Source organism: Streptosporangium sp. NPDC002524 (assembly GCF_040295985.1).
GTDB lineage: Bacteria > Actinomycetota > Actinomycetes > Streptosporangiales > Streptosporangiaceae > Streptosporangium.
Map to the genome: position 1 here is coordinate 1 of NZ_JBEOWK010000034.1, position 20,084 is coordinate 20,084.

Consider the following 20,084-nt stretch of genomic DNA (forward strand, 5'->3'; position numbering starts at 1 on the left):
ACGTCGCCCCCATAGCAGTCGACGATCTTCAGACCGCTGACCTCGCAATCGCGGATCTCGAGACCGGCGAGGTCGCACAGGTGGATGCGGGCACCACGGAACCGGTCACTCTGGACGTACTCGATAGCCATCGAGGCAGTCTTCCGCATCCGTCCCGCCCGCGCCACTGCCGACGGTGAGGCCCATGGTGAACGTGCCCCATCCCTGCGTCAGGAAGATCGCGAGACGCGAGTGACCTGGGAACCACCGGCTACGACCGGGAGCCGCGACGCTGCCGGCTCCCGGCCATGATCGCGGGCCATCTTCCCTGCGAAAGGGCCAAGTATCAAGAAAAGTCTCACCCGGGCGGGTGAACGCGGGTCAGACGTCCTTCCAGGACAGGGCGAGCGTGGTGTGGCGCTTGCGGATGAGGAGCCCGCCGTCGGGCGGGTCGCCCCGGTAGGCGTCGACGCGCAGCCCCGACGTCATGGGCCTGTCCGCCATGTCCCAGGCCTGGATGTGGGCGACCATCTCGCTCGCCAGCCGAACCCTGTCCGGCCCGTGGCCGCGCGCGATCAGTGTCCCGTCCGGTGACGGCTCCAGCAGGCAGAGGTTGTCGCGCTCGACGATGCCGACGGCCATCCGGAAGCCCGTCGTGTCGAGCGGGGGCGAGGCCAGCCACCCGGGCCGCGCCTCCGAGATCGTGCACCAGCGGGGCTCGTGCACCGCGAGCCACAGGCTCAGCCCGTCGAGGAGCTGGGAGAGGCTGGCGCTGATCTCGGTGGACAGCTCGACCACGGGCCCGTCGAGCGCCCCCAGCACGTCGCCGATCTCGCTCGCCTCGGGCAGCGAGATCATCAGGTCGGACTCCCGGTCCAGCACCAGCGTCGTCTCCGGACCGGCGAAGGGGCCGCGCATCCGCATGAACCCGCAGGGCAGCACCGAGCGGCTCGTCCAGTGCCCGTTGTCCCGTTCCATCGCCACCGAGCGCTGCACCCCCCGCAGGTCCAGCGGGGCGACGAGGCGCCCGCCCGGCGCGAGCTGCTCCAGCCACGCCGGGGCGAGATCCCACACGCCGACGGTGGCGATCACCCGGTCGTAGGGCGCCCCCGGGGAGAACCCCTCCGCGCCGTCGCCGCACACCAGCCTCACCTCGGGGTGGCCCGAGGCCGCCAGGTGCTCCCCGGCCAGCGCCACCAGGTCGGAGTCGATGTCGAGGCTCACCACCCGGCCCTCCGGGCCGACCAGATGGGCGAGCAGGGCGGCGTTGTAGCCCGTCCCCGTCCCGATCTCCAGCACCCGCTGTCCCGGCTCCACGCCGAGCTGGTCGAGCATCAGGGCCATGATCGCCGGCTGGGAGGAGGAACTGATCGGACGGCCCTCCACGTCGCGCTTGGTCACGATCGCGTCGTCCTGGTAGACGGCCTCGGCCGCGAGCTCCGGCAGGAACACGTGGCGCGGCACCGTCCGCAACGCGTCGGCCACGACCTCGCTGATGCCCCGCGCGCTCACCCGCGAGACCAGCTCTTCCCGTAACGCGTGCCACTCAGTCATCGCCGACCTCCGTGCCGTATGCGTAGTGCCCTGAGTTATATGCCCCCGCACATGTCGAACGTCCCCGTGGTGCGCCGTCTCCCGTCTCCCCGTGCCGGGATCGGGCGGGAAGGCGCACGGGTCCCGGGGGGCGTGACGGTACCCCTCATACGGATGCCGCGCAACGCCCGCGCGGGCGGGATATTTCAATCCCCAACCGGCTGAGAATGGCGGAGAACGGCTTTAACATCCCAGCATGAACAGCGATTTCGACTTCCTGCACGGCACCTGGGACATAGACAACCGCAGGCTCCTCAAACCGCTGAGCGGGGAGGACGAGTGGGAGGAGTTTCCCAGCGTCGCCGTCTGCCACGGGTTCTTCGACGGCGCGGGAGTCTTCGACGAGATCACCTTCCCCACGAAGGGCTTCAAGGGGGCGTCGATACGAACCTTCGACGTCGAACGCGAACTGTGGGCGATCTACTGGGTCGACAGCGAGACCGGGGTCATGCACAGTCCCGTCTTCGGCAGGTTCGCCGACGGGAAGGGCGTGTTCCACGGCGACGAGACCCGCGAGGGCAGGCCCATCCGGATGCGCTACACCTGGTCGGAGATCACGCCGACCTCGGCCCTGTGGGAGCAGGCGTTCTCCGCGGACGGGGAGAAGACCTGGGAGACCAACTGGACGATGAGGCACACCCGCCGGGCGTGACGGCACCCGGGGGCGTCGCCAGGCGGCGTTCGGGGGGCCGCCCCTGCCGGTACTGCCCGCGCGGGGACGACCCCCGGGCTCGTGCCCACCCGGACCCCCGGGCCCGTGCCTGGACGGACCCCCGGGCTCGTGCCCATCCGGACTCCCGGGCCCGTGCCTGGACGGACCCCCGTGCCCGCGCCGGGATGGGGACCCGTGAGCCGGCCCGGGCGCGGGGGTCCGGGTGGGTGGAGGGCGGAATCGGCCGCCCTCCACCTCCGGTCCTGGGAGCGTGGACCGCTGTCCGGCATTCGGGGGACGGAGCCGGACAGCGATGAATCTATGCGTCCACCAACAGGATGTATGCGTAGAAATGCATGCTTACTGCAGGCAGAACTCGTTGCCCTCGGGATCGGTCATGACGGCCCAATATTCGCCGTACTCCTCCACCGTCCGCACCTCGACGGCCCCCAGGGCGGCGAGCCGTCCCACCTCCGCCTCCACGAGCTTGCGGCGCTCCTCCAGCGGCGTGTCGGGCGAGCCGCTCACGTTGACGTCCAGGTGGACGCGGTTCTTGGCGGTCTTGCCCTCGGCCACGCGCTGGAAGTAGAAGCGGGGCCGCCCCTCGGCCGGGTCCACGATGGCCGACCGGCTGGAACGCCTCTCCTCGGGGATGCCCTGGGCCTCCTCCCACGCCTCCCAGCTGCCGAACCCCTCGGGGGGCGGCTGGAGGCGGTAACCGAGGGCTTCGGCCCAGAAGGCGGCGAGCGACGGCGGATCGTTGGCGTCGAAAGTGATCTGGATCTCCATGGAGACCCCTATGCCCACTCGGCGAGGATTCTGGCCTCCTTCTCGGGATCGATGCCGTGCCTGCCGAACGGCCGCTCCGCCGGGGGGACGTCGCGGAGCCACGCCCAGGTGTCACGCACGGTCTCGGCGACCGGGCGGCAGGTCAGCCCGGTCGCGAGGGCCTTCGCCGACGACGGCAGCCAGACGGCGGCGAAGTCGGGGGTGTCCGGGGCCCAGAGCGGGAACTCCGTCCACGGCTGCACCTCCCGGTCGAGCAGGAACCGGTCGTCGGCCCAGACGAACTCGGCGTCGGAGCCGGTCACCGCGCGGCACTCGGCGAGCCAGCCGCCGTAGGTGACGTTGCCCGGCACCCCGCTGGCGAGGAACCGGTCGGCCTTCCCCGCCTCGGTGCGGTCGAGGACGAACGCGGCGAGGTCGCGCACGTCGATGACCTGCATCGCGCGGCCGGGGTCGCCCGGCGCCAGCACCCGCCCGCCCCGGGAGATCCGGTCCAGCCACCACGGCAGGCGGCCCACGCCCTCGTACGGGCCCAGGATGAGACCCGGCTGGATGATCAGCGCCTCACCCTCGAAGCCCTCCTCCACGGCCCGCTCGCACCCCGCCTTGAGCGCGCCGTAGTCGCCGTCCTCCGGCCCCGCGTCCGGCGCGCACTCGAACCGCGGCGAGCTCTCGTCGCACGCCTTGGCGGGGAAGTCGGCGAGCGCCGAGATGCTGGAGACGTACGTGTAGACGCCCGCCCGGCCGTTGAGCCTGCGCACCGACTCGCCGACCAGCCTCGGGACCCTGCCGATGACGTCGATGACGGCGTCCCACTCCCGGCCTTCCACCAGGCGGTCCAGGTCGGCCGCGACCCCGCGGTCGCCCTTCACCGCCTCCGCGCCCGGCAGGTCCACCCCGCTGAGCCCCCGGTTGAACGTCGTGACCTCGTGCCCGCGCCGCAGCGCCTCTTCCGTGACCGCCCGGCCGGCGAAGACCGAGCCACCGATGATCAGTATCCTCATAGCGCCTCATCCTGCGCGCCCGGCCGGTGCGTGACCACAGGCTTTCACCCGTGGCGCAAGTCATCCGCTCACAGCGGACGGCTCGCGGTCGGAGGATGCTCCAGCAGGTGCACTCGGGCGGTGCCGATGTCGAAGTACATGCCGACCAGCTCCAGGTGCCCGGCGCGGAAGAGCCGGTCCACCTGCGGGTAGGTCCGCAGGTTCTCCAGCTGCTGGATCACGTTGACCCGGCAGAGGCGGTCCAGCGGCCCGTCGTCCTCACCGGCGCTCTCGCCCTCGATGAACCGCGCCAGGGTGTGGTTGCCGTGGCGCATCCAGCGGCCGAACGCGGGCAGGCCCGCCGCCTTCTCACCCCCGCTGAGCAGCGCGGCCATCGCCCCGCAGCCCGAGTGCCCGCAGACCGTGATGGTACGGACGTTGAGCGCGCCCGTGGAGTACTCGATCGCCGCCGCCACCGAGTCGTCCGCCGGCACCGACCCCAGCCGGGGCACCAGGTTGCCGAGGTTGCGGACGGTGAACAGGTCCCCGGGACCGCTGGCGGTGATCAGGTTCGGCACGATGCGGGAGTCGGCGCAGGTGATGAAGAGATGCGAGGGCTCCTGCCCGCGCGCCATGTCGTGCAGGAGGGGACGGACCAGCGGAGCCGTACGCCGGTGGAACTCCCGCGCCCCGGCCAGCAGGTCGGGCACGGCGGGACTGGCGGGGCCGTCGTCGCGGGGCGCGTGCCGGGCGGCGACCAGCGGCCGGCTGCTCGCCCGCTGCCCGTTCCGCCGGTGGGACCAGGGCAGCCACCACCGGTCGGGGGCGAGGGGCGGCGTCTTGGCGGGGAGCACCCGGACCCCGCTGGCCGCCATGGAGTACCACTCGTCGTGGATCTCGTCGATGTTCACGGTCCCGCCGGCGCGCTCGTGCTCGTTGCGCCAGTCGTGGATCGCCTCGAACGCCGCGTTGTCCATGAAGTCGATGTTCAGGTCGAGGTCGACCGCGGCCCCCGCGGGGATGGCCCGCAGCTCCGAGGTGAGCGTGGGCACCCCCAGGAAGGTCAGCGAGCCGGCGATCACCACGTGCCAGTGGCCGTCGGCCTCCGCCATGGCCCGTACGGTCACCCGGGTGAGGCGGCGCAACGCGAACAGCGCGGCGAGGCCGAGCCCGACCAGCACGCCCTCGGCGAGACCGAGCAGCACCACCCCGGCCATCGTGACGACGTACACCGGGACCTCGCTGTGGCCGCGCAGGTTGCGCAGGTGCCCCATGTTGACCATCTGCACGCCGATGAAGACCAGGAGCGCGGCCAGCGCCTCCATCGGGATCAGCGCGATCATCCACCCCAGCCCGACCGCGAACAGCAGGATCCAGACCCCGTGCAGGATCGTGGACCAGCGGCTGCGGGCCCCGGCGCGGACGTTGGTGGTGCTGCGGACGATGACCCCGGCCACCGGCAGCCCGCCCAGCGCGCCGGTCACGATGTTGGCCACGCCCTGGCCGGTGAGCTCCCTGTCGAGGTCGGAGCGCCTGCCGTCGTGCAGCTTGTCGACGGCCACCGAGCACAGCAGCGACTCCACCCCGGCGAGCAGGGCCACGAGCAGCACCGCCCCGATGATCCCGTGCCAGTCGCCCTCGGGCCAGACAGGAGAGGCCCAGGAGTCCAGGCTGGCCGACAGGTCGATCCGGGTGACCTCCCAGCCGAGCGCCCAGGCGGTCACCGAGGCGACGAACAGGGCCGCCAGCGGAGCGGGGAGGGTCCGCAGCCGCTGCGGAAGGCGGGTCCAGGCGACCAGGACCGCGATGGTCAGCAGGCCGACGAAGACCGCGTGCGTGTGGTTGTGGATGATCTGCTGGGGCAGCTCGATCAGGTTCTCGACCGCCGAGCGCTGCGGGCTCCCGCCGAGCACCACGTGCAGCTGGGAGAGGGCGATCACCACGCCCACCCCGGCCAGCATGCCGTGGACCACGGCGGGGGAGACCGCCAGCGCCGAACGGGCGACCTTGCAGACGCCCAGCAGCAGCTGCAGGACGCCCGCGAGCAGAGTGATCATGCAGGTGGCCCGCCAGCCGTACGTGATCACGAGGTCGGCCACCACCAGGGAGAGCCCGGCCGCCGGCCCGCTCACCTGGACGACTGAGCCGCCCAGGAAACCCGCCACCACGCCGCCCACCACGCCGGCGATGAGTCCCGCCGCCAGTGGCGCTCCCGAGGCGACCGCGATGCCCAGCGAGAGGGGCACGGCCACCAGGAAGACCACCAGGGAGGCGGGCAGGTCATGCCGCAGCACGGAGGCGATGCCACCCGCTGTCAGAACACCGTCGCTCTTCGTGTCCGTCTCCATGGGGCAGACCTTACGGTGCTGCCCCGTGCCATCCGGGCGTTTACCCGAGGCCTTTACGGAGGACGGAAAGAATCAGCGGTAATAGTCGGGGTAGTCGGGCTCCTGCGCCCGGTGGTGGTTGCCCCGCGAGCTCGCGCGGCCTCGTGCGTCGGTGCCGGTGGCCGCGGCCTCGGGGGCCGGTGCCGTGCCGTAGAGCTCGCCGTAGCTCGGCCAGCTCGCCGCGTCACTCCCGTTCGGGGCGCCGGGCTCCGGCCAGGCGGCCGGGCTGGCCGGGCTCGCCTGCCGGGGCTCGTAGCCGTATCCGCCCGTCGCCGCCCCGCCCCGCGGGTCGGCCTGACGGCCGGGGGCAGGGCTCGGAGCGGGGGCGGGTCCGGAGTTCGGGGTCGGGGAGAAGGTCCGGGAGGGGCCGGTCGAGGTGGACACGGCCGGGCTCGGGCCGGTGATCGCGTCGTCCTCGATGGTGGCCCAGCCGGAGCTGACCTCGTACGAGCCAGTGGGCGGAGCGTTGTAGACCGGCGTCTGGTACGAGGAGTAGGACGGGCCGGGGTCGTCGAGGATGTCGGCGGTGTTGGCCGCGGGCCAGCCCCCCGAGGAGGGGTTCGTGGCCTGCGCCCACGGGTTTTCCGCCGGGCCGCCGTTGCCGGGGCCGGGTGGCTGCGGCGGGGTGCGGTAGGTGGCGGCGAGCGGGTCGGGCATCGCGGGGAAGCCGCCGCTGGTCGTGGGTCCCATCGGCGGCATCGGGGCGCCGGAGGCACCGCCGGGGCCGGGACGGCCACCGGCCGGGCCGGGGCGGGTGCCGGGGGCGCCGTTGCCGTTCGCCGGGGAGGCGGCGCCGCTGGGCCGGGAGCCCGCGCCGTTCGCCGCGGAGCCCGCGCCGCGACGGGCGTAGGAGCCGCCGAGCGGGTCGTTCAGCGGATCGGGCCGGGACCCGCCCTGGGCGGACCGGGGCGAGCCGCCCTGGGTGGACTGGGCGGCCGGCTGCGAGGGAGCCCTGTTGCCGCCGCGACGGGAACCCGCCCGGGAGGGGCGGGCCTCGCCGAAGGCGCCGGGGGTGGGAGCCGCGAAGGTCACGGTCTTCTGCTCGGCGAGCGAGGCGGCCGTGGGAGCCGGGTTCGGCTGGACCGGGGCGACCAGGTCGGAGAGGCCGGAGGGCAGGGAGGCGGAGGCGATGGCGGGCTCGGGAGCGGACCTGGCCGGCGGGGCCGGGGGCCGCTGCGGGGTGGCGCGGGGCGGCTGGGGCCTGGTCGGCAGCGGGGCCTGCACGGTCACCGCGTCGGGGTCGGCCTTCTGGCCCTCCTGCTCGACGGGACGGCTCGCGCCCATCCGGGCCGCCAGGGATCCTCCGAAACCGCCCTCGTCGGCCTGGAGCCGCGTCCAGTAGTCGTCGTCGTAGTCGTCCACCTGGCCGAACTCGTTCAGCCCACGCTTGCCCCGGGAGCTCGGCGGCCTCGGCTGGCGCGGCGGCTTCGGCTCGTCGAACGGGGTCAGGTCGGGGGTGAAATGGTTCATCTTCGGTTCTCTGGTGGCGAAGTCGTCGCTGGACATGGTCGGAGTCAGCGCCTCCTTCTCCGCCATCTCCCGTAGGCGCTCCGCGGGGAGTGCGCTCTCCCTGCGGTTCATCGACCGCATTCCCAGTGCCACGACGACGAGCACGAGGAGCACGACGGCGACCAGGCTTACTACGACCGCGATCATTGCACCACCCTCAAGGCCATGGCCTTACAGCGGCGCCGGTGAGATCGCGCGGCCATCGACGCGACCTGCCCCCATGCATCACCTGCGCTTGGACATTGGATCTGATTGTGTCGGACCACTATGAGCGTTGTCACACCCTAAGTGAAGAATTGGTAACCATTACTACCTCCGGTGTTTGGCCAGTCACTCGATGTGCGCCGCGGTGAGCCGCCCCCAGGCGATCGTCTTGTCCGCGATGCTCTTCAAGGTCTCGTTGAGGAGAGTCCCCTTACGAAGATCGACCTTGCCGTCCAGCGCGTAGACAGTGAAACGATAGTTCTCCTGGGCGTCGCACGGAGGGCTATAGCCCACCTTGCCGCTCGTCGTGCTCCCTTCCACGGCTCCCACCGGGACGCTACCCTCCGGTAGCTCGTTAGTCCGCGGATCGATGTCGAAAACGACCCAGTTCACCTCGCCGCCGGTCCGGGAGTTGTTGTCCACCACGATCGCGACGGACTTCGTTCCCTCCGGCACGCGAGACCAGCGGAGCGGCGGGTTACCGGCCGAACCCTTGCACGAGTAGTCGGACGGCAGGGGGCCGCCGTCCTTGACCTGAGGGCTGGAGACGCTGATCGGCTCCAGCTGCAGCCGTTCCGTGGAGGCCATGCCGCTCGCCATCCCGCAGCCCGAGGACATGGCGACGAGCGCCGCGGCCACCGCCACTCTCGAGGTGTGCCGCGGGCGGCGCGTAGACGTTTTCGGCTGCCCCATGCCCGATGATGCTACGCGGGTCTGGAAGATGTGCAGACCGGATCGCGAGGTTCTGCCGCAGGGAAAAAGTCTGAAATAGCAGGAAATCGAGGGGCGGAAGGGGTTGGAGTGACTTCCAAAACGAGTTTCCTCCACCCGCCGGGCCGCCCCTCGCCGGACCGCCCGTCCGTCGAGCCGCCCACCGGCCGGGTGCTTGTCGGGCCGAGCCGCCCGGCGGCCGGACCGCCCATCCGCCGGGCCCTCTATCCGGGCCCTCTATCCGCTGGGCCGCCCGTCCGTTCTGGCGCTCATCCGCCGGGTCGCCCACCGGCCGGGCCGCCCGCGGGGCCGGTGGGTCCGAGGCCTCAGTCGCCGCCCAGCTCCCGGTAGGGCTTCCTGAGCAGGTCGACCAGCGGGATGTGCCGTACCTTGACCGCCGGCGGTTCAAGGGCCCGCAGCAGCAGGTCGGCCGGGGCTCCGGTGACGTCGGGCCGGGGCCGCAGGCGGTTCAGGGAGACGGCGGGGGAGTAGAAGTCCCCGATCCGCTCGTCGAAGGTCCGCTCCCCGGAGCTCTGCGCCTTGGAGGTTCGCCCGTCCGGCGGCCTGGCGCCGGATCCGGTGTCGTGCATGTCAGCTCACCGCCCCGGGGCCGAGCCGGAACAGTTCGCGCAGTTGGTCGGTGGACAGGTCGGTGATCCAGTCTTCGCCGGTGCCGACCACGCTCTGGGCCAGGGCCTTCTTGCGTTCGATCATCTCGTCGATGCGCTCCTCCAGCGTGTCGAGGCAGATGAACTTTCTGACCTGGACGTTTCTGGTCTGGCCGATCCGGAAGGCCCGGTCGGTCGCCTGGTCCTCCACGGCCGGGTTCCACCACCGGTCGACGTGGACGACGTGGGTGGCGGCGGTGAGGTTCAGGCCGACCCCGGCGGCCTTGAGCGAGAGCAGGAACAGCATCGGCTCGTCCTGGCCCTGGAAGCGTTCGACGAGGGCGTCGCGTTTGCGTTTGGGCAGCCCGCCGTGCAGCCACAGCACCGGCCGGTCCAGGTGGGCGGCCAGGTAGGGCTGCAACAGGGCGCCGAACGCGGCGTACTGGGTGAAGACCAGCGCCTTGTCGCCCTCCTCGACGATCTCCTCGGCCAGCTCCTCCAGCCGGGCCAGTTTCCCCGACCGGCCCGCCAGCCGCGAGCCGTCCTTGAGCAGCTGGGCCGGGTGGTTGCAGACCTGCTTGAGCTTCGTCATGGTCGCCAGCACGTTGCCACGCCGCTCGATGCCCGTGGAGGCGTCGATCCTTCCCAGCATCTCGCCGGTCACGGCCCTGTACAGCTCCGCCTGCTCCGGGGTGAGCGTGCACCAGACCTTCATCTCCTGCTTCTCCGGCAGGTCGGAGATGATCGAGCGGTCGGTCTTGAGCCGCCGCAGCACGAACGGACCGGTCGCCCGCTTCAGCGCCGCGGTGGCGTCGGGATCGCGCCGCGTCTCGATCGGCTCCTGGTAACGGGTCCTGAACCGCCTGGCCGGGCCGAGCAGGCCGGGGTTGCAGAACTCCATGATCGACCAGAGCTCCGCCAGGTGGTTCTCCACCGGCGTGCCCGTCAGCGCCAGCCGGGTGCGGGCGGGAATGGACCGCACCGCCCTGGACTGCTGCGCCGAGCTGTTCTTGATGGCCTGCGCCTCGTCGCAGACCACCCGCTCCCACCCGAGTCCCGCGAGCGCCCCCAGGTCACGCAGCGCGGTGCCGTACGTGGTGACCACCAGGTCGGCCTCCCGCACGGCGGCGGCCAGCTCCTCGTCGCGCCTGCGCGTGCCGCCGTGGTGGACGTGGACGCGGAGCGACGGGGCGAACCTGGACGCCTCCTTCTGCCAGTTGCCGATCAGCGACATCGGGCAGACCAGCAGCGTCGGGGCGGGCGTGCCGGTCTCGCGCTCCGACAGCAGGAGTGAGAGGGTCGAGACGGTCTTCCCGAGGCCCATGTCGTCGGCGAGGATGCCCCCCAGGCCGAGCCCAGACAGGAAGCTCAGCCAGGACAGGCCGCGCTCCTGGTAGGGGCGGAGGGATCCGCGCAGCGCCCGGGGCGGGGCCACCGGGGTGAGACGGCGGTCGGCCTCGCCGGACAGCAGGTCGCCCAGCAGGCCGTCCGCGTCGACCGCGATCAGCGGCAGCCTCTCGTCGCCGCCCTCCACGACCTCGCGGATCACCTCGCCGACGGTCCGCTCGCCGCCGCCGCGCTGCTCGATCACCTTCAGGGCGGCCTTGACCTGCTGGTCGTCCAGCTCGACCCAGCGGCCCCTGACCCGTACCAGGGGGATGCGGAGCGCGGCCAGCCCGGCCAGCTCCTCCGCGCTGATCGTATGGTCGCCGACGGCGACGTCCAGCCGGACGCTCACCCGCCCGCCGAGGCCGAACCCCTCGCCGCCACCGCCACCGTCACCGGCGTCGCCGCCGGTGAGCGTGCGGGTGGTCAGCTTCAGGCCCAGCCCCTGGCGTCCGGCCCAGGCCGGGAGCCGTACGCCGTATCCCGCCGCCCTGAGCATGGGCGCGCCGTTGCGGAGGAACGAGAACGCCCACGCCGTCTCCACCGTGAGGGCGACCGGCTCGGGGGCGCGCAGCGCGACGTAGAGGTCGGGATGCAGGCGTACGGCCCGGCTGAGGTCGGCGCGGATCAGCTCCCCGGGCCGCTCGGGCAGCCACGGCGCCCGCTCACCGGCCCGGATCCGCTCGGCCGACAGATACCGGACGGGCTCGTGGTCCTCACGCCCCCGGCCGTTCCCGTCGCCTTCGCGTCCCCGGTCTCCGGGGAACTCTCCGCCGTTTTCGCGTTCCCGGCCTTCGTGGAGTCCTCCGTCGCCGTCCCGTTGCTGCTCTCCGGGGTGCCCTCCGCCGCGTTCGCGTCTCCGGTCTCCCGTGTGCTCTTCGCCGCCGTCGTGTCCCCCGCCGGGGACGGTGTCCAGGTCGGCCGCCGGGGCGAGGCCGAACTCGACCCTCCAGGAGTCGCCGTCGCCGGCCGGTTCGATCAGCCGGAAGCAGACCCTGACCGGTCCGCCCAGCTCGTGTGCCGAGTCGAACCAGCCGGTCAGGGCCTCGCCGAGCGCCGTGGCCTCGTCCTGCCTCGCGCCGGGGAGCGAGGCGTCCTCGCCGGTCAGGGCGTACAGCCAGCGGTCGGGCAGGGCGGTCTTGGGGCCGGGACGGTTGCCGAGGATCAGGCGGCCGGGCAGTGACAGCCGTGCCGCGCCGTCGACCAGGCCGTCCAGGGCCTCTCTCAGCACCTCTCCCGCCGGTCTCTCGCGGACCACCGCCCTGCACACCGGCGGCATCGCGGCGGTAAGGGCGGGCAGCGCGGCGAGGTCGGCGCCGGTCAGCACCGGGCGCCAGCGGGCGGCGTGGACGTCTCCCTCCGGTCCCTCAAGGACGAGCTGGGGAAGGATCCGGCCGCGCCGGACCAGGCCGCGAGCGTGCTCGGCGACCACGGCGAGGTAGCGCAGCGAGAGCGCGGGCTCCCACACGAGATCCCCGGCCTCCCCGGTACTCTCGGTATCCCCAGTCCTCCCGGCGTCCCCGGCCTCCTCGGCATTTCCGGGATCTCCGGCATTCCCGGCGCCGCCCGCGCTCCCGACGCCGAGACCGACGCCGAGACCGGTGCCGAGGCCGGTCCCGAGACCGACGGGGCCGACTGGGCCGAGGTCCGACAGCGAGCCGAGCAGGCGGAGCGCGCCGGCCGGCCGGAACAGCAGGGCGGGGACCCGCCAGGCGGAGATCCTCGGGCTCCGGGCCCGGCTCGCCAGTCCGGACTCGGGAGAGGGCAGCGGGCCCGAGGCCGAGCCGGGGAGCAGGAGGACCAGCTCACCCTCGACGGCCGTGGTGTCGGCCGGGGTCGCGACCGTCCCGGTGCTCGTGACGCCTGGGATCCGCGCGACGGAGGGGGTGCCCGTGGCGGCAGGGGTGCCCGTGGCGGCCCCCTGAGGGGCCGCCACGGCCTCGCGGCCCCCACTCGCACCTCGGGGGAGGGGCCTACCCGAAACTTCGCTTAGCGCCTCATTCAGAGCTTCTATTGATAAATCCCCCAAAATGCCACCGAGGGCGGTGGCCAGCGCGGTCGTGGACGCCGCGAAGGGGTGCGGGCGCGGGGCGGCACGGGAGACGGACCTGGGGGCCCGGGCGGTGTCCTCCGCCCAGACCCCCAGGAACCCGTCCACCCACACGCCATGGACCACGAGCACGTGACCACCCCTAGCCTTCCGTCGTCCGGCGGGCGTCACCCCCGAGCCCGGCCTGCCGACAGACTAGACGTGGCTGCGGAACGCGCGGATCGCCAGCGGGGCGAAGACCACGGCGAACCCCACGGCCCAGAGCAGCGAGAAGAAGGTCGCCTGGCCGACGTCGCCACCGATGAGAAGGCCCCGGATGGCGTCCGCCAGGTGCGTGACCGGGTTGATGTCCGACCAGGTCTTCAGCCAGGACGGGAAGGTGGCCGAGGGCACCAGCGCGCTGCTGGTGAAGGTGAGCGGCATCATCGTGGAGAAGGAGATCATCTGCACCTTCTCGGGACTGGAGGCCTTCAGGCCGATCAGCACCGACATCCAGGACATGGCGAGGGCGACCACGACCAGCAGGGCCAGCGCGCCCAGCAGGCCGAAGACGCTGGTCGTCACCCGGAAGCCCAGCACCATGCCGAACCCGATCAGCAGGGCGAACGCCCACACCTGCTTGGCGGTGTCGGCGATGACGCGTCCCGACAGGGGCGCGGTGCGGGCGATGGGCAGGCTGCGCAGCCGGTCGAAGACGCCCTTGGTGATGTCGGTGTTGAGGCCGATGGCGGTGGACAGCGTGTAGAACAGGGCGTTCTGCACGAGCAGGCCGGGCAGGGCGAACTGCAGGTAGTCGCCGGTGGACCCGGAGATGGCGCCGCCGAAGACGTAGGTGAACAGCAGCAGGAACATGATGGGCTGGATGCTCAGATCCAGCAGCTCCCACGGGTTGTGCTTGATCTGGACCAGGCTGCGCCAGGCCAGGGTCATGGTCTGCTGCAGCGTGGCCAGGGGGGTGACGCGCTTGGCGGCCACCTGCGGGATGGTCGTCGTCAGCGTGGTCATGCGAAGGCCTCTTCCTTGCGGGGGGTGCCCTCGTCGCCGGGGGCGGTCTCGTCGTCCGGCAGCCTGCCGGTGAGGGACAGGAACACCTCGTCGAGGCTGGACTTGCGCAGCGCGAGCTCCGAGGCGACGATGCCCTGGTCGTCGAGGAGACGCACGATCGCGGGGACGACGGCGGGGTCGTGGACGGCGGCGGTGGCCCTGCCCCCGTTGAGGTCGGGCGTCTCGCCCAGCACACCGGCCATGATCTTGCCGACCAGGTCGAGGTGCTCGGCCTCCAGGGGACGCACCTCCAGGACCTGGGCGCCGGTGGTCGCCTTGAGCTGGTCGGAGGTGCCGGAGGCGATGACCTTCCCGTGGTCGAAGACGACGATGTCGTCGGCGAGCTGGTCGGCCTCCTCCAGATACTGGGTGGTGAGCAGCACCGTGACGCCGTCGGCCATCAGGCCGCGCACCACGCTCCACAGCTCGGTGCGGCTGCGCGGGTCGAGCCCGGTGGTGGGCTCGTCGAGGAAGAGCACCTGCGGGCGGCCGACCAGGCTGGCGGCCAGGTCGAGGCGGCGGCGCATGCCGCCGGAGTAGGTCTTGGTGGCGCGCCCCCCGGCGTCGGACAGGTCGAAGCGCCTCAGCAGCTCGCCCGCGCGTGCCCGGGAGCCGGCACGCGTCATGCCCAGCAGGCGGCCGATCATCATCAGGTTCTCGACGCCGGTGAGCATCTCGTCGACTGCGGCGTACTGGCCCGTCAGGCCGATCAGCGAGCGCACCTGGTGCGCCTGGCGCGTCACGTCGTAGCCGCCGACGCTGGCGGTGCCGGCGTCCGGACGCAGCAGGGTCGCCAGGATCCGCACCGCGGTGGTCTTTCCCGCTCCGTTGGGGCCCAGCACGCCCAGCAACCGCCCCTGCGGCACGACGAGATCCACCCCGTCCAGCGCGCGGGTCTCCCCGTAGCGCTTCACCAGACCCTCGGCCTGGATCGCATAAGTCATCATTCGCGCCTCTCGGTAATTATCGGGTCCCCAGCATGCCCTGCGGCACCGACACTTTTCCGCGCTTCAACTGGGACGGAGGCGAGGGGAACACCGGCGCACGAACGAGGGGGTGCCTCGCCGGCGTACCGGGGGTGCCGGGGCACCCTCTCCCGCGCTCGCGGTGCCGCCTTCCCCAGTGCCCGGCGGGGTTTTTCCGTGACGAGGCCGGAACGCCCGCCGGGACAAGAGCGTTTAGGCTGACAGCGTGAGTGACCGAGCCGATGAGCACAGCGCCGCTGAGCACAGCGCCGCCTCCCAGGGGGCCGGGGTGGCCGGTCTGCCGGGCGAGCGCCGCACCGGAGTCTCCCTGCGCGCCCCCGCCAACCCGGTCTCCCGCAAGGCCATCCTGTTGTGGCTGCTTGAGGGGCTGTTCTGGTCCGTTCTCCTGGTCGGGGGCTCCTTCTTCCTGGCCAGGTGGATCGACGAGGACGGGTGGTCCTGGCTCCCCGGGTGGGCGCTCGACAACATCTGGTGGCTGCCCTGGCTGATGGTGCTGCTCCTGATCCCCGGCACGCTCGTCGAGCCGTTCTGGCGGTACGCCGTGCACCGGTGGGAGCTCGGCGGGGACGTCGTCTACGCCCGTTCCGGGTGGCTCAGCAGGGAATGGGTGTTCGTCCCCGTCAGCAGGATCCAGACGGTCGACAAGGCGCAGGGCTGGTTCGAGCGCCTGCTGGGCCTGGCCACGGTCGAGATCCGCACCGCCTCCCACGCGGGCTCGTCCACCATCAAGGGGCTTGAGTACCAGGTCGCCGCCGAGCTGGCCGAGGGTCTCGCCCGCCGGGCGGAAGAGCTCAGGGACGACGCGACGTGACCGAATCCTCCCCCGATCCCGGCCGCCCACCCGCCGGCGGCCCACCCGACGGACACGCGTCTGACGGGCATCCGCCGGCCGGAGCCGGCCCGCGTGCCGACGCGCGGGCGGGTTCGCGGGCCGGGCCGGACGGCCCCGAGGTGAGCGCACGGGCCGCCGCCGACGACGGCGCGCCGGACCACCCGCCCGTTCAGGGCGGTGACGGGCCAGGTCCCCCGCGCGCGCCCGGCGTGCCGGACCACCCGCCCGTCCCGGGCGGTGACGAGCCCGGAGACGAGCCCGGACTCTCGCGTACGCCCGCCGGTGACGTGGCCGGTACGGGAGCCGTACCGGAAGGGGTCCCGCCGGGGGTGGAGGGGCCGGGGGGCCCGCCGGTGGAGAGGACGCCGACGGAGAGGCCCCTGCGGCTCAGCCCGAAGGTGCTGCTGACCGACCCGATCCGGATGCTGCCCTCGCTCCTCCTGCCGCTGGCCGGTGTCCTGTTCCTCGGCGGCTTCTCCCTCGGGTCGTTCGGGTGGGCGGCGACGGCCGTCGTCGGCTCCGTCGTGTTCGCGGCCGTGCGCTGGGTCACCTTCACCTACCAGATCGTCGGCGACCGGCTGGAACTCACCCGGTCGCTGATCAGCAGGTCGGTGCGGACGATCCCGCTGGAGCGGATCCGCGGCGTCGACGTCAGCGCCCCGCCGCTGCACCGCCTGCTCGGCATCGCCGTCCTGCGGATCGACACCGGCGCGGGCGGGGACGAGAAGCAGGAGGGCGAGCTCGACGGGGTCACCGTCGCGGAGGGGGAGCGGCTCAAGGCCGTGCTGCTCTGGCACGCCCGCGCCAGGACCGCGAGGCGCGTCCAGGCGCGCGGGGCGGCGCCGGCGGCCACCTCCGTCCCCGGCACCCCGTCCGGCGAGCTCACCGCGGGCACGCCCGACGTGCCCGCCGGATCCTCCGCCCGCCACGAGGTGGGCGACACGACCCCCGAGCGGGTGTTCTTCGTGATGCCGAGGAAGTGGCTCGCGTACGGCCCGATCTCCGGCGCCTACCTGCTGACCCCGTTCGCGCTGGTGGCCGGTGCCGTGGGCCTGGCGTTCCAGTGGGGCAGCGAGTTCAGGATCGACAGGCGGGTCGTGGTGGGCGCGGGGGAGTGGATCTGGGAGCATCCGCCCCTGCTCGTCGCGGCCCTGGTGCTGCTGCTCCTCGCCATGCCGGTGATCGCCGTGATCATGTACGCGGTGTTCAACTGGGACTTCACCCTCCGCGCCAGCGAGGGATACCTGATCGCCGGGCGCGGTCTGATCACGCGCAGGAGCGTGTCGCTGGAGCGGCGCAGGGTGCGGGGGTTCGAGTTCGTCGAGGGACCGGCCGAGCGCCGGGCGGGGCTCGGCCGCGCGTGGGCGATCGTGACCGGTCTCGGCGACTCGGAGACCCGGGGCCAGCTGATGCCCGTCGCCCCGAGGGACGTCGTGCTCGGCGTGGTGGGCGAGGCGATCGGCCCGATCGCCACCGGGCTGCGGCCGCACCCGCCGGCGGCGCGCAGGCGCAGGCTGTTCCGGGCGATCTTCCCGTGGCTGGTGATCGCCGCCGCTACGGCGACGCCCGCACTGCTGTGGTCCGGGATCTGGTGGGTGCTCGCGGTGCCCGCCCTGCTCCTCGCGCTGCTGGGCGTACCGCTCGGCCTCGACCGCTACCGGTCCCTCGGCCACACGTACGACGGGAGCCGCCTGTCGGTCCGGTCGGGGTCGCTGCGGCGCTCCCAGGCGGTGGTGGAGCGGCGGGCCGTGGTCGGCTGGACCCTGAGCCAGACCTGGTTCCAGCGCCGCGCCGGTCTGCTGACCGTGACCGCGGGCGTGGGGGCGGGCACCGGCGGCTACGCGGCCGTCGACGTCGGCGAGGCCGAGGGCCCCGCCTTCGCCGCCGAGGTCACCCCCGCCTGGCTCACCCCGTTCCTCATCCCGGAAGCCTCCGCCGCTCCGAACGCCACTCCGGACGCCGCTCCGAACAGCGCTCCCTCTCCGGACGCCGCTCCCGCTCCGGACGCCGCTCCCGCTCCGGACAGCGCTCCCGCTCCGGACGCATCTGCCGCTCCGAGGACCTCCAGCGCTCCTGACGTCCCCGGGGGCGGCTGACACACGACGAGGCGGGGTCACCGGTGTCCCGGTGGCCCCCGCCTCGCGCGGTGCGGTCAGTCCTGGCGGCGAGCGCCGAACATGATCTCGTCCCAGGTGGGCACGGACGCGCGCCGTCCCCGGGACTTCTTGGCAGGCCGCGCCGGAGCCGGTGCCGGCTTCGGCGGCTCCGCGGGCTTCTCCGCCGCGGGCTTGTCGACCTTGGTCTCCTGCATGGCCCCCGTGTCCCCCTGTGTCTCTTGCCTGCCCGGCTCGGCCTTGGCCCGCTCGTCCACGCTGACGCGCGCCGCCGGTACAGCTATCGAACCCTCCTGGGCCGATCCGGTCTCCGTCGCGGGCTCGGAGGCGGGGGTCTCCTTCGCCGCGACGGTCTTCTCCGCTTCCGAGGAAGCCTGCTCGACGGCCTTTCCGGCGGCGGCGGGGGACCGCTGCCCGGCGGGGCCGGACGGGACGGCGGCCTGAGCTGTCTGAGCTGCCTGGGCGGCCTGAGCGGACTCGGCCGACTCCGCCGTGGCCGCGGCGGGGGACAGCGAGGGCTGCGCGACCTCGGCGACCTCCGGACTCCTCGCGACCTCCGGAGTCCTCGCGACCTCCGGTGCCCGTACGACCTCCGGGGCCTTCGCCGCCGCGGGCTCGGTCACGGTCTCCGGCGCGGTGGCCGCCGCGGGGGGCAGGGCCGGTCCGGGCTCAGGAGACGGCTCCCGCGGGAGGGCCTGTTCGGGCGCGGTGGCGGGTCCGTGCGCGGCGGGCGCCGGGTCCGGCGCGGTCACCGCGGGCGGCCCGGCCGCCACCACGGGCGGTTCGGCCACCGTCGCGGCGGGCTGCGGGGCGGGCTGCGGTGTGAGGACGGGCTGCGGCGCGACGGGCGCCGGGGGCTCCGGCTCCGGCGCGACGAGCGGCTCGTACGCGGCCGGCGTGACCGGCTCGTACGCGGCCGGTTCGTACGTGACCGGCTCGTGCGCCGCCGGGGTGACCGGCTCGTACGGAGGTGGGTATGGGGCGAGGGGCTCGGGCAGCACGGGCTCGGGGGGCCTGACCCGCGCGGCGGGCTCGGAGCCCTGGACCGGCGCGGGGGCGGCGGGCTCCGGGGCCCTCTCCTGCTGGTATCCGGCGGGGTCGGGGGCGCGCAGCGGCGGCACCGAGACCCTCGGCGCCTCGTACCCGGCGGGGAGCGGGGGCATGGGCGGCTGCTGGTAGGCGGCCGGGGACGGAGAGGGCGCCGAGGGCACCGAGGGCACCGACGGCGTGGGGGAAGCCGGGGGCGCGGCGGTCTCGGCCTGCGCGTAGGCGGGCCGGGGCTGGGCCGGGGTCTCGTGCCGCAGGACCGAGGGGAAGGCCACCGGCGGCTGGTTCAGCGGCTCGGGCGCCAGCGGCGGCACCGGCGCGAGCTTGGCCACGCGCGGCACGAACGGCGTGACCGTGGTGTCCTCGAACGGCTCGACGTCCTCGCCGCTGGACAGCCGCAGGGCCTCGTCGTCGTGGGGCGTGATGTGGCGCCGTCGCGGGTCGAAGAGCCACTCGGCGTTGCGCGTGTGACCGTTCCACACGAACCCGAGCTTGATGCGCCACATGTTGTCGTCCCGCTTGGCGGAGTCCCACTCGATCTCGTCGGCGGGGACGCCGCGGCGGGTCAGCCGCTCGGCGACGAGGTCGCCGAGGGTGGGACCGGGAGCGGAGTCGCCGGGCAGGCGTACGGCGCAGCGCTGCGCCTGCTGTGCCATGTACTCACGTTCCTGGAGCACGGGACCCTCGAACCATCGCACGCGCTCGACCGGGATTCCCGCCGTGTTGGCGATCTCCTCCGCGGTCTCGCCGGCACGGATCCGGGCCTGGATCTCCTTGGGGCGCAACGGACTCTCCACTTCGATCTCGTACTGGCCGAGACGGGAGAAGTTGCCGCGGACGGCAGCACGGAGCCGGTCGTCGACGGGCAGCGTGAACCGGGTACCCCGGCCGGCTGTCGCCAGCACGAGATAGGTCCCGTCCTCACTCACCGCGACGAGTCGGAGCTCCTGCATGCGAGTCCCTTCGTCGTCGTGCTCAATCTTCCCCCGGACCCTTGAGTCTCTCGCGTGTGCCGGTTGCCTGCCAGCACCGTACCCGGCATGTCCGAACATCGCCTTCCTGGATGGGGCTCGCAGCGATGTGACGCCGGTCACATTTGCTCCATTCATCTAATTACAGGGCACCGGGCTGGAGCAGCAACTTCGGGGTCCTCAAGGGATTCTCACGGATAACTCCGGGAACCGCTGCGGACTTCCACCAAGAACCGGGAGAT

The 20,084-nt window shown here is 72.9% G+C and carries 15 protein-coding genes; 4 read left to right on the plus strand and 11 right to left on the minus strand.

What is annotated here, in order from left to right; translation table 11 throughout:
* Nucleotides 1-360: 360 nt before the first annotated feature.
* Nucleotides 361-1,533: a methyltransferase, FxLD system gene (fxlM, locus tag ABT053_RS38205; RefSeq protein WP_350976038.1), complete on the minus strand. Its 1,173-nt coding sequence runs from the start codon at nt 1,531-1,533 to the stop codon at nt 361-363.
* Nucleotides 1,534-1,768: 235 nt separating this feature from the next.
* Between fxlM and ABT053_RS38210 the strand changes: the two genes are divergently transcribed.
* Nucleotides 1,769-2,224, plus strand: a complete 456-nt coding sequence (locus tag ABT053_RS38210; protein WP_350976040.1) for a hypothetical protein — start codon at nt 1,769-1,771, stop codon at nt 2,222-2,224.
* A 360-nt stretch (nt 2,225-2,584) separates the two neighbouring features.
* On the opposite strand, the gene ABT053_RS38215 is transcribed toward ABT053_RS38210, so the two are convergent.
* The 7 genes from ABT053_RS38215 to ABT053_RS38245 form a co-directional block, all read right to left on the minus strand.
* Nucleotides 2,585-3,013 (minus strand): VOC family protein, encoded by a 429-nt coding sequence (locus ABT053_RS38215; protein ID WP_350976042.1) that lies wholly within the window; start codon nt 3,011-3,013, stop codon nt 2,585-2,587.
* Nucleotides 3,014-3,021: 8 nt separating this feature from the next.
* Complete coding sequence (locus tag ABT053_RS38220) at nt 3,022-4,014, minus strand: NAD-dependent epimerase/dehydratase family protein (protein ID WP_350976043.1); 993 nt, start codon at nt 4,012-4,014, stop codon at nt 3,022-3,024.
* A gap of 68 nt (nt 4,015-4,082) precedes the next feature.
* A complete protein-coding gene (locus ABT053_RS38225; RefSeq protein ID WP_350976045.1) occupies nt 4,083-6,341 on the minus strand; it encodes a SulP family inorganic anion transporter in 2,259 nt (752 codons plus the stop codon).
* Between the two features lie 72 nt (nt 6,342-6,413).
* Complete coding sequence (locus ABT053_RS38230; protein WP_350976046.1) at nt 6,414-8,036, minus strand: hypothetical protein; 1,623 nt, start codon at nt 8,034-8,036, stop codon at nt 6,414-6,416.
* A 183-nt stretch (nt 8,037-8,219) separates the two neighbouring features.
* A complete protein-coding gene (locus ABT053_RS38235; protein WP_350976047.1) occupies nt 8,220-8,786 on the minus strand; it encodes a YbhB/YbcL family Raf kinase inhibitor-like protein in 567 nt (188 codons plus the stop codon).
* Between the two features lie 423 nt (nt 8,787-9,209).
* The gene (locus tag ABT053_RS38240) at nt 9,210-9,380 is read right to left on the minus strand and encodes a pentapeptide repeat-containing protein (RefSeq protein ID WP_350976144.1); all 171 of its coding nucleotides are present in this window, start codon (nt 9,378-9,380) and stop codon (nt 9,210-9,212) included.
* Nucleotides 9,381-9,395: 15 nt separating this feature from the next.
* Nucleotides 9,396-12,734, minus strand: coding sequence for a DEAD/DEAH box helicase (locus tag ABT053_RS38245; RefSeq protein ID WP_350976049.1), 3,339 nt, complete (start codon nt 12,732-12,734; stop codon nt 9,396-9,398).
* Between the two features lie 94 nt (nt 12,735-12,828).
* Between ABT053_RS38245 and ABT053_RS38250 the strand changes: the two genes are divergently transcribed.
* Nucleotides 12,829-12,984, plus strand: coding sequence for a hypothetical protein (locus ABT053_RS38250; protein WP_350976050.1), 156 nt, complete (start codon nt 12,829-12,831; stop codon nt 12,982-12,984).
* A gap of 59 nt (nt 12,985-13,043) precedes the next feature.
* On the opposite strand, the gene ABT053_RS38255 is transcribed toward ABT053_RS38250, so the two are convergent.
* Together ABT053_RS38255 and ABT053_RS38260 are read right to left on the minus strand one after the other, a co-directional pair.
* Complete coding sequence (locus ABT053_RS38255) at nt 13,044-13,853, minus strand: ABC transporter permease (RefSeq protein ID WP_350976052.1); 810 nt, start codon at nt 13,851-13,853, stop codon at nt 13,044-13,046.
* Entirely contained in the window at nt 13,850-14,836 is a 987-nt protein-coding gene (locus ABT053_RS38260) for an ATP-binding cassette domain-containing protein (RefSeq protein WP_350976054.1), read from the minus strand. Before ABT053_RS38260 ends, ABT053_RS38255 begins: the two co-directional genes overlap by 4 nt.
* 247 nt (nt 14,837-15,083) lie before the next feature.
* Here ABT053_RS38260 and ABT053_RS38265 point away from each other — a divergent pair, with 247 nt between their 5' ends.
* The gene (locus ABT053_RS38265) at nt 15,084-15,689 is read left to right on the plus strand and encodes a PH domain-containing protein (protein WP_350976056.1); all 606 of its coding nucleotides are present in this window, start codon (nt 15,084-15,086) and stop codon (nt 15,687-15,689) included.
* 140 nt (nt 15,690-15,829) lie between these two features.
* Nucleotides 15,830-17,806, plus strand: coding sequence for a PH domain-containing protein (locus ABT053_RS38270; RefSeq protein WP_350976058.1), 1,977 nt, complete (start codon nt 15,830-15,832; stop codon nt 17,804-17,806).
* 56 nt (nt 17,807-17,862) lie between these two features.
* Here ABT053_RS38270 and sepH read toward each other — a convergent pair whose 3' ends face one another.
* Nucleotides 17,863-19,824 (minus strand): septation protein SepH, encoded by a 1,962-nt coding sequence (gene sepH, locus ABT053_RS38275; RefSeq protein ID WP_350976059.1) that lies wholly within the window; start codon nt 19,822-19,824, stop codon nt 17,863-17,865.
* Between the last annotated feature and the right edge of the window lie 260 nt (nt 19,825-20,084).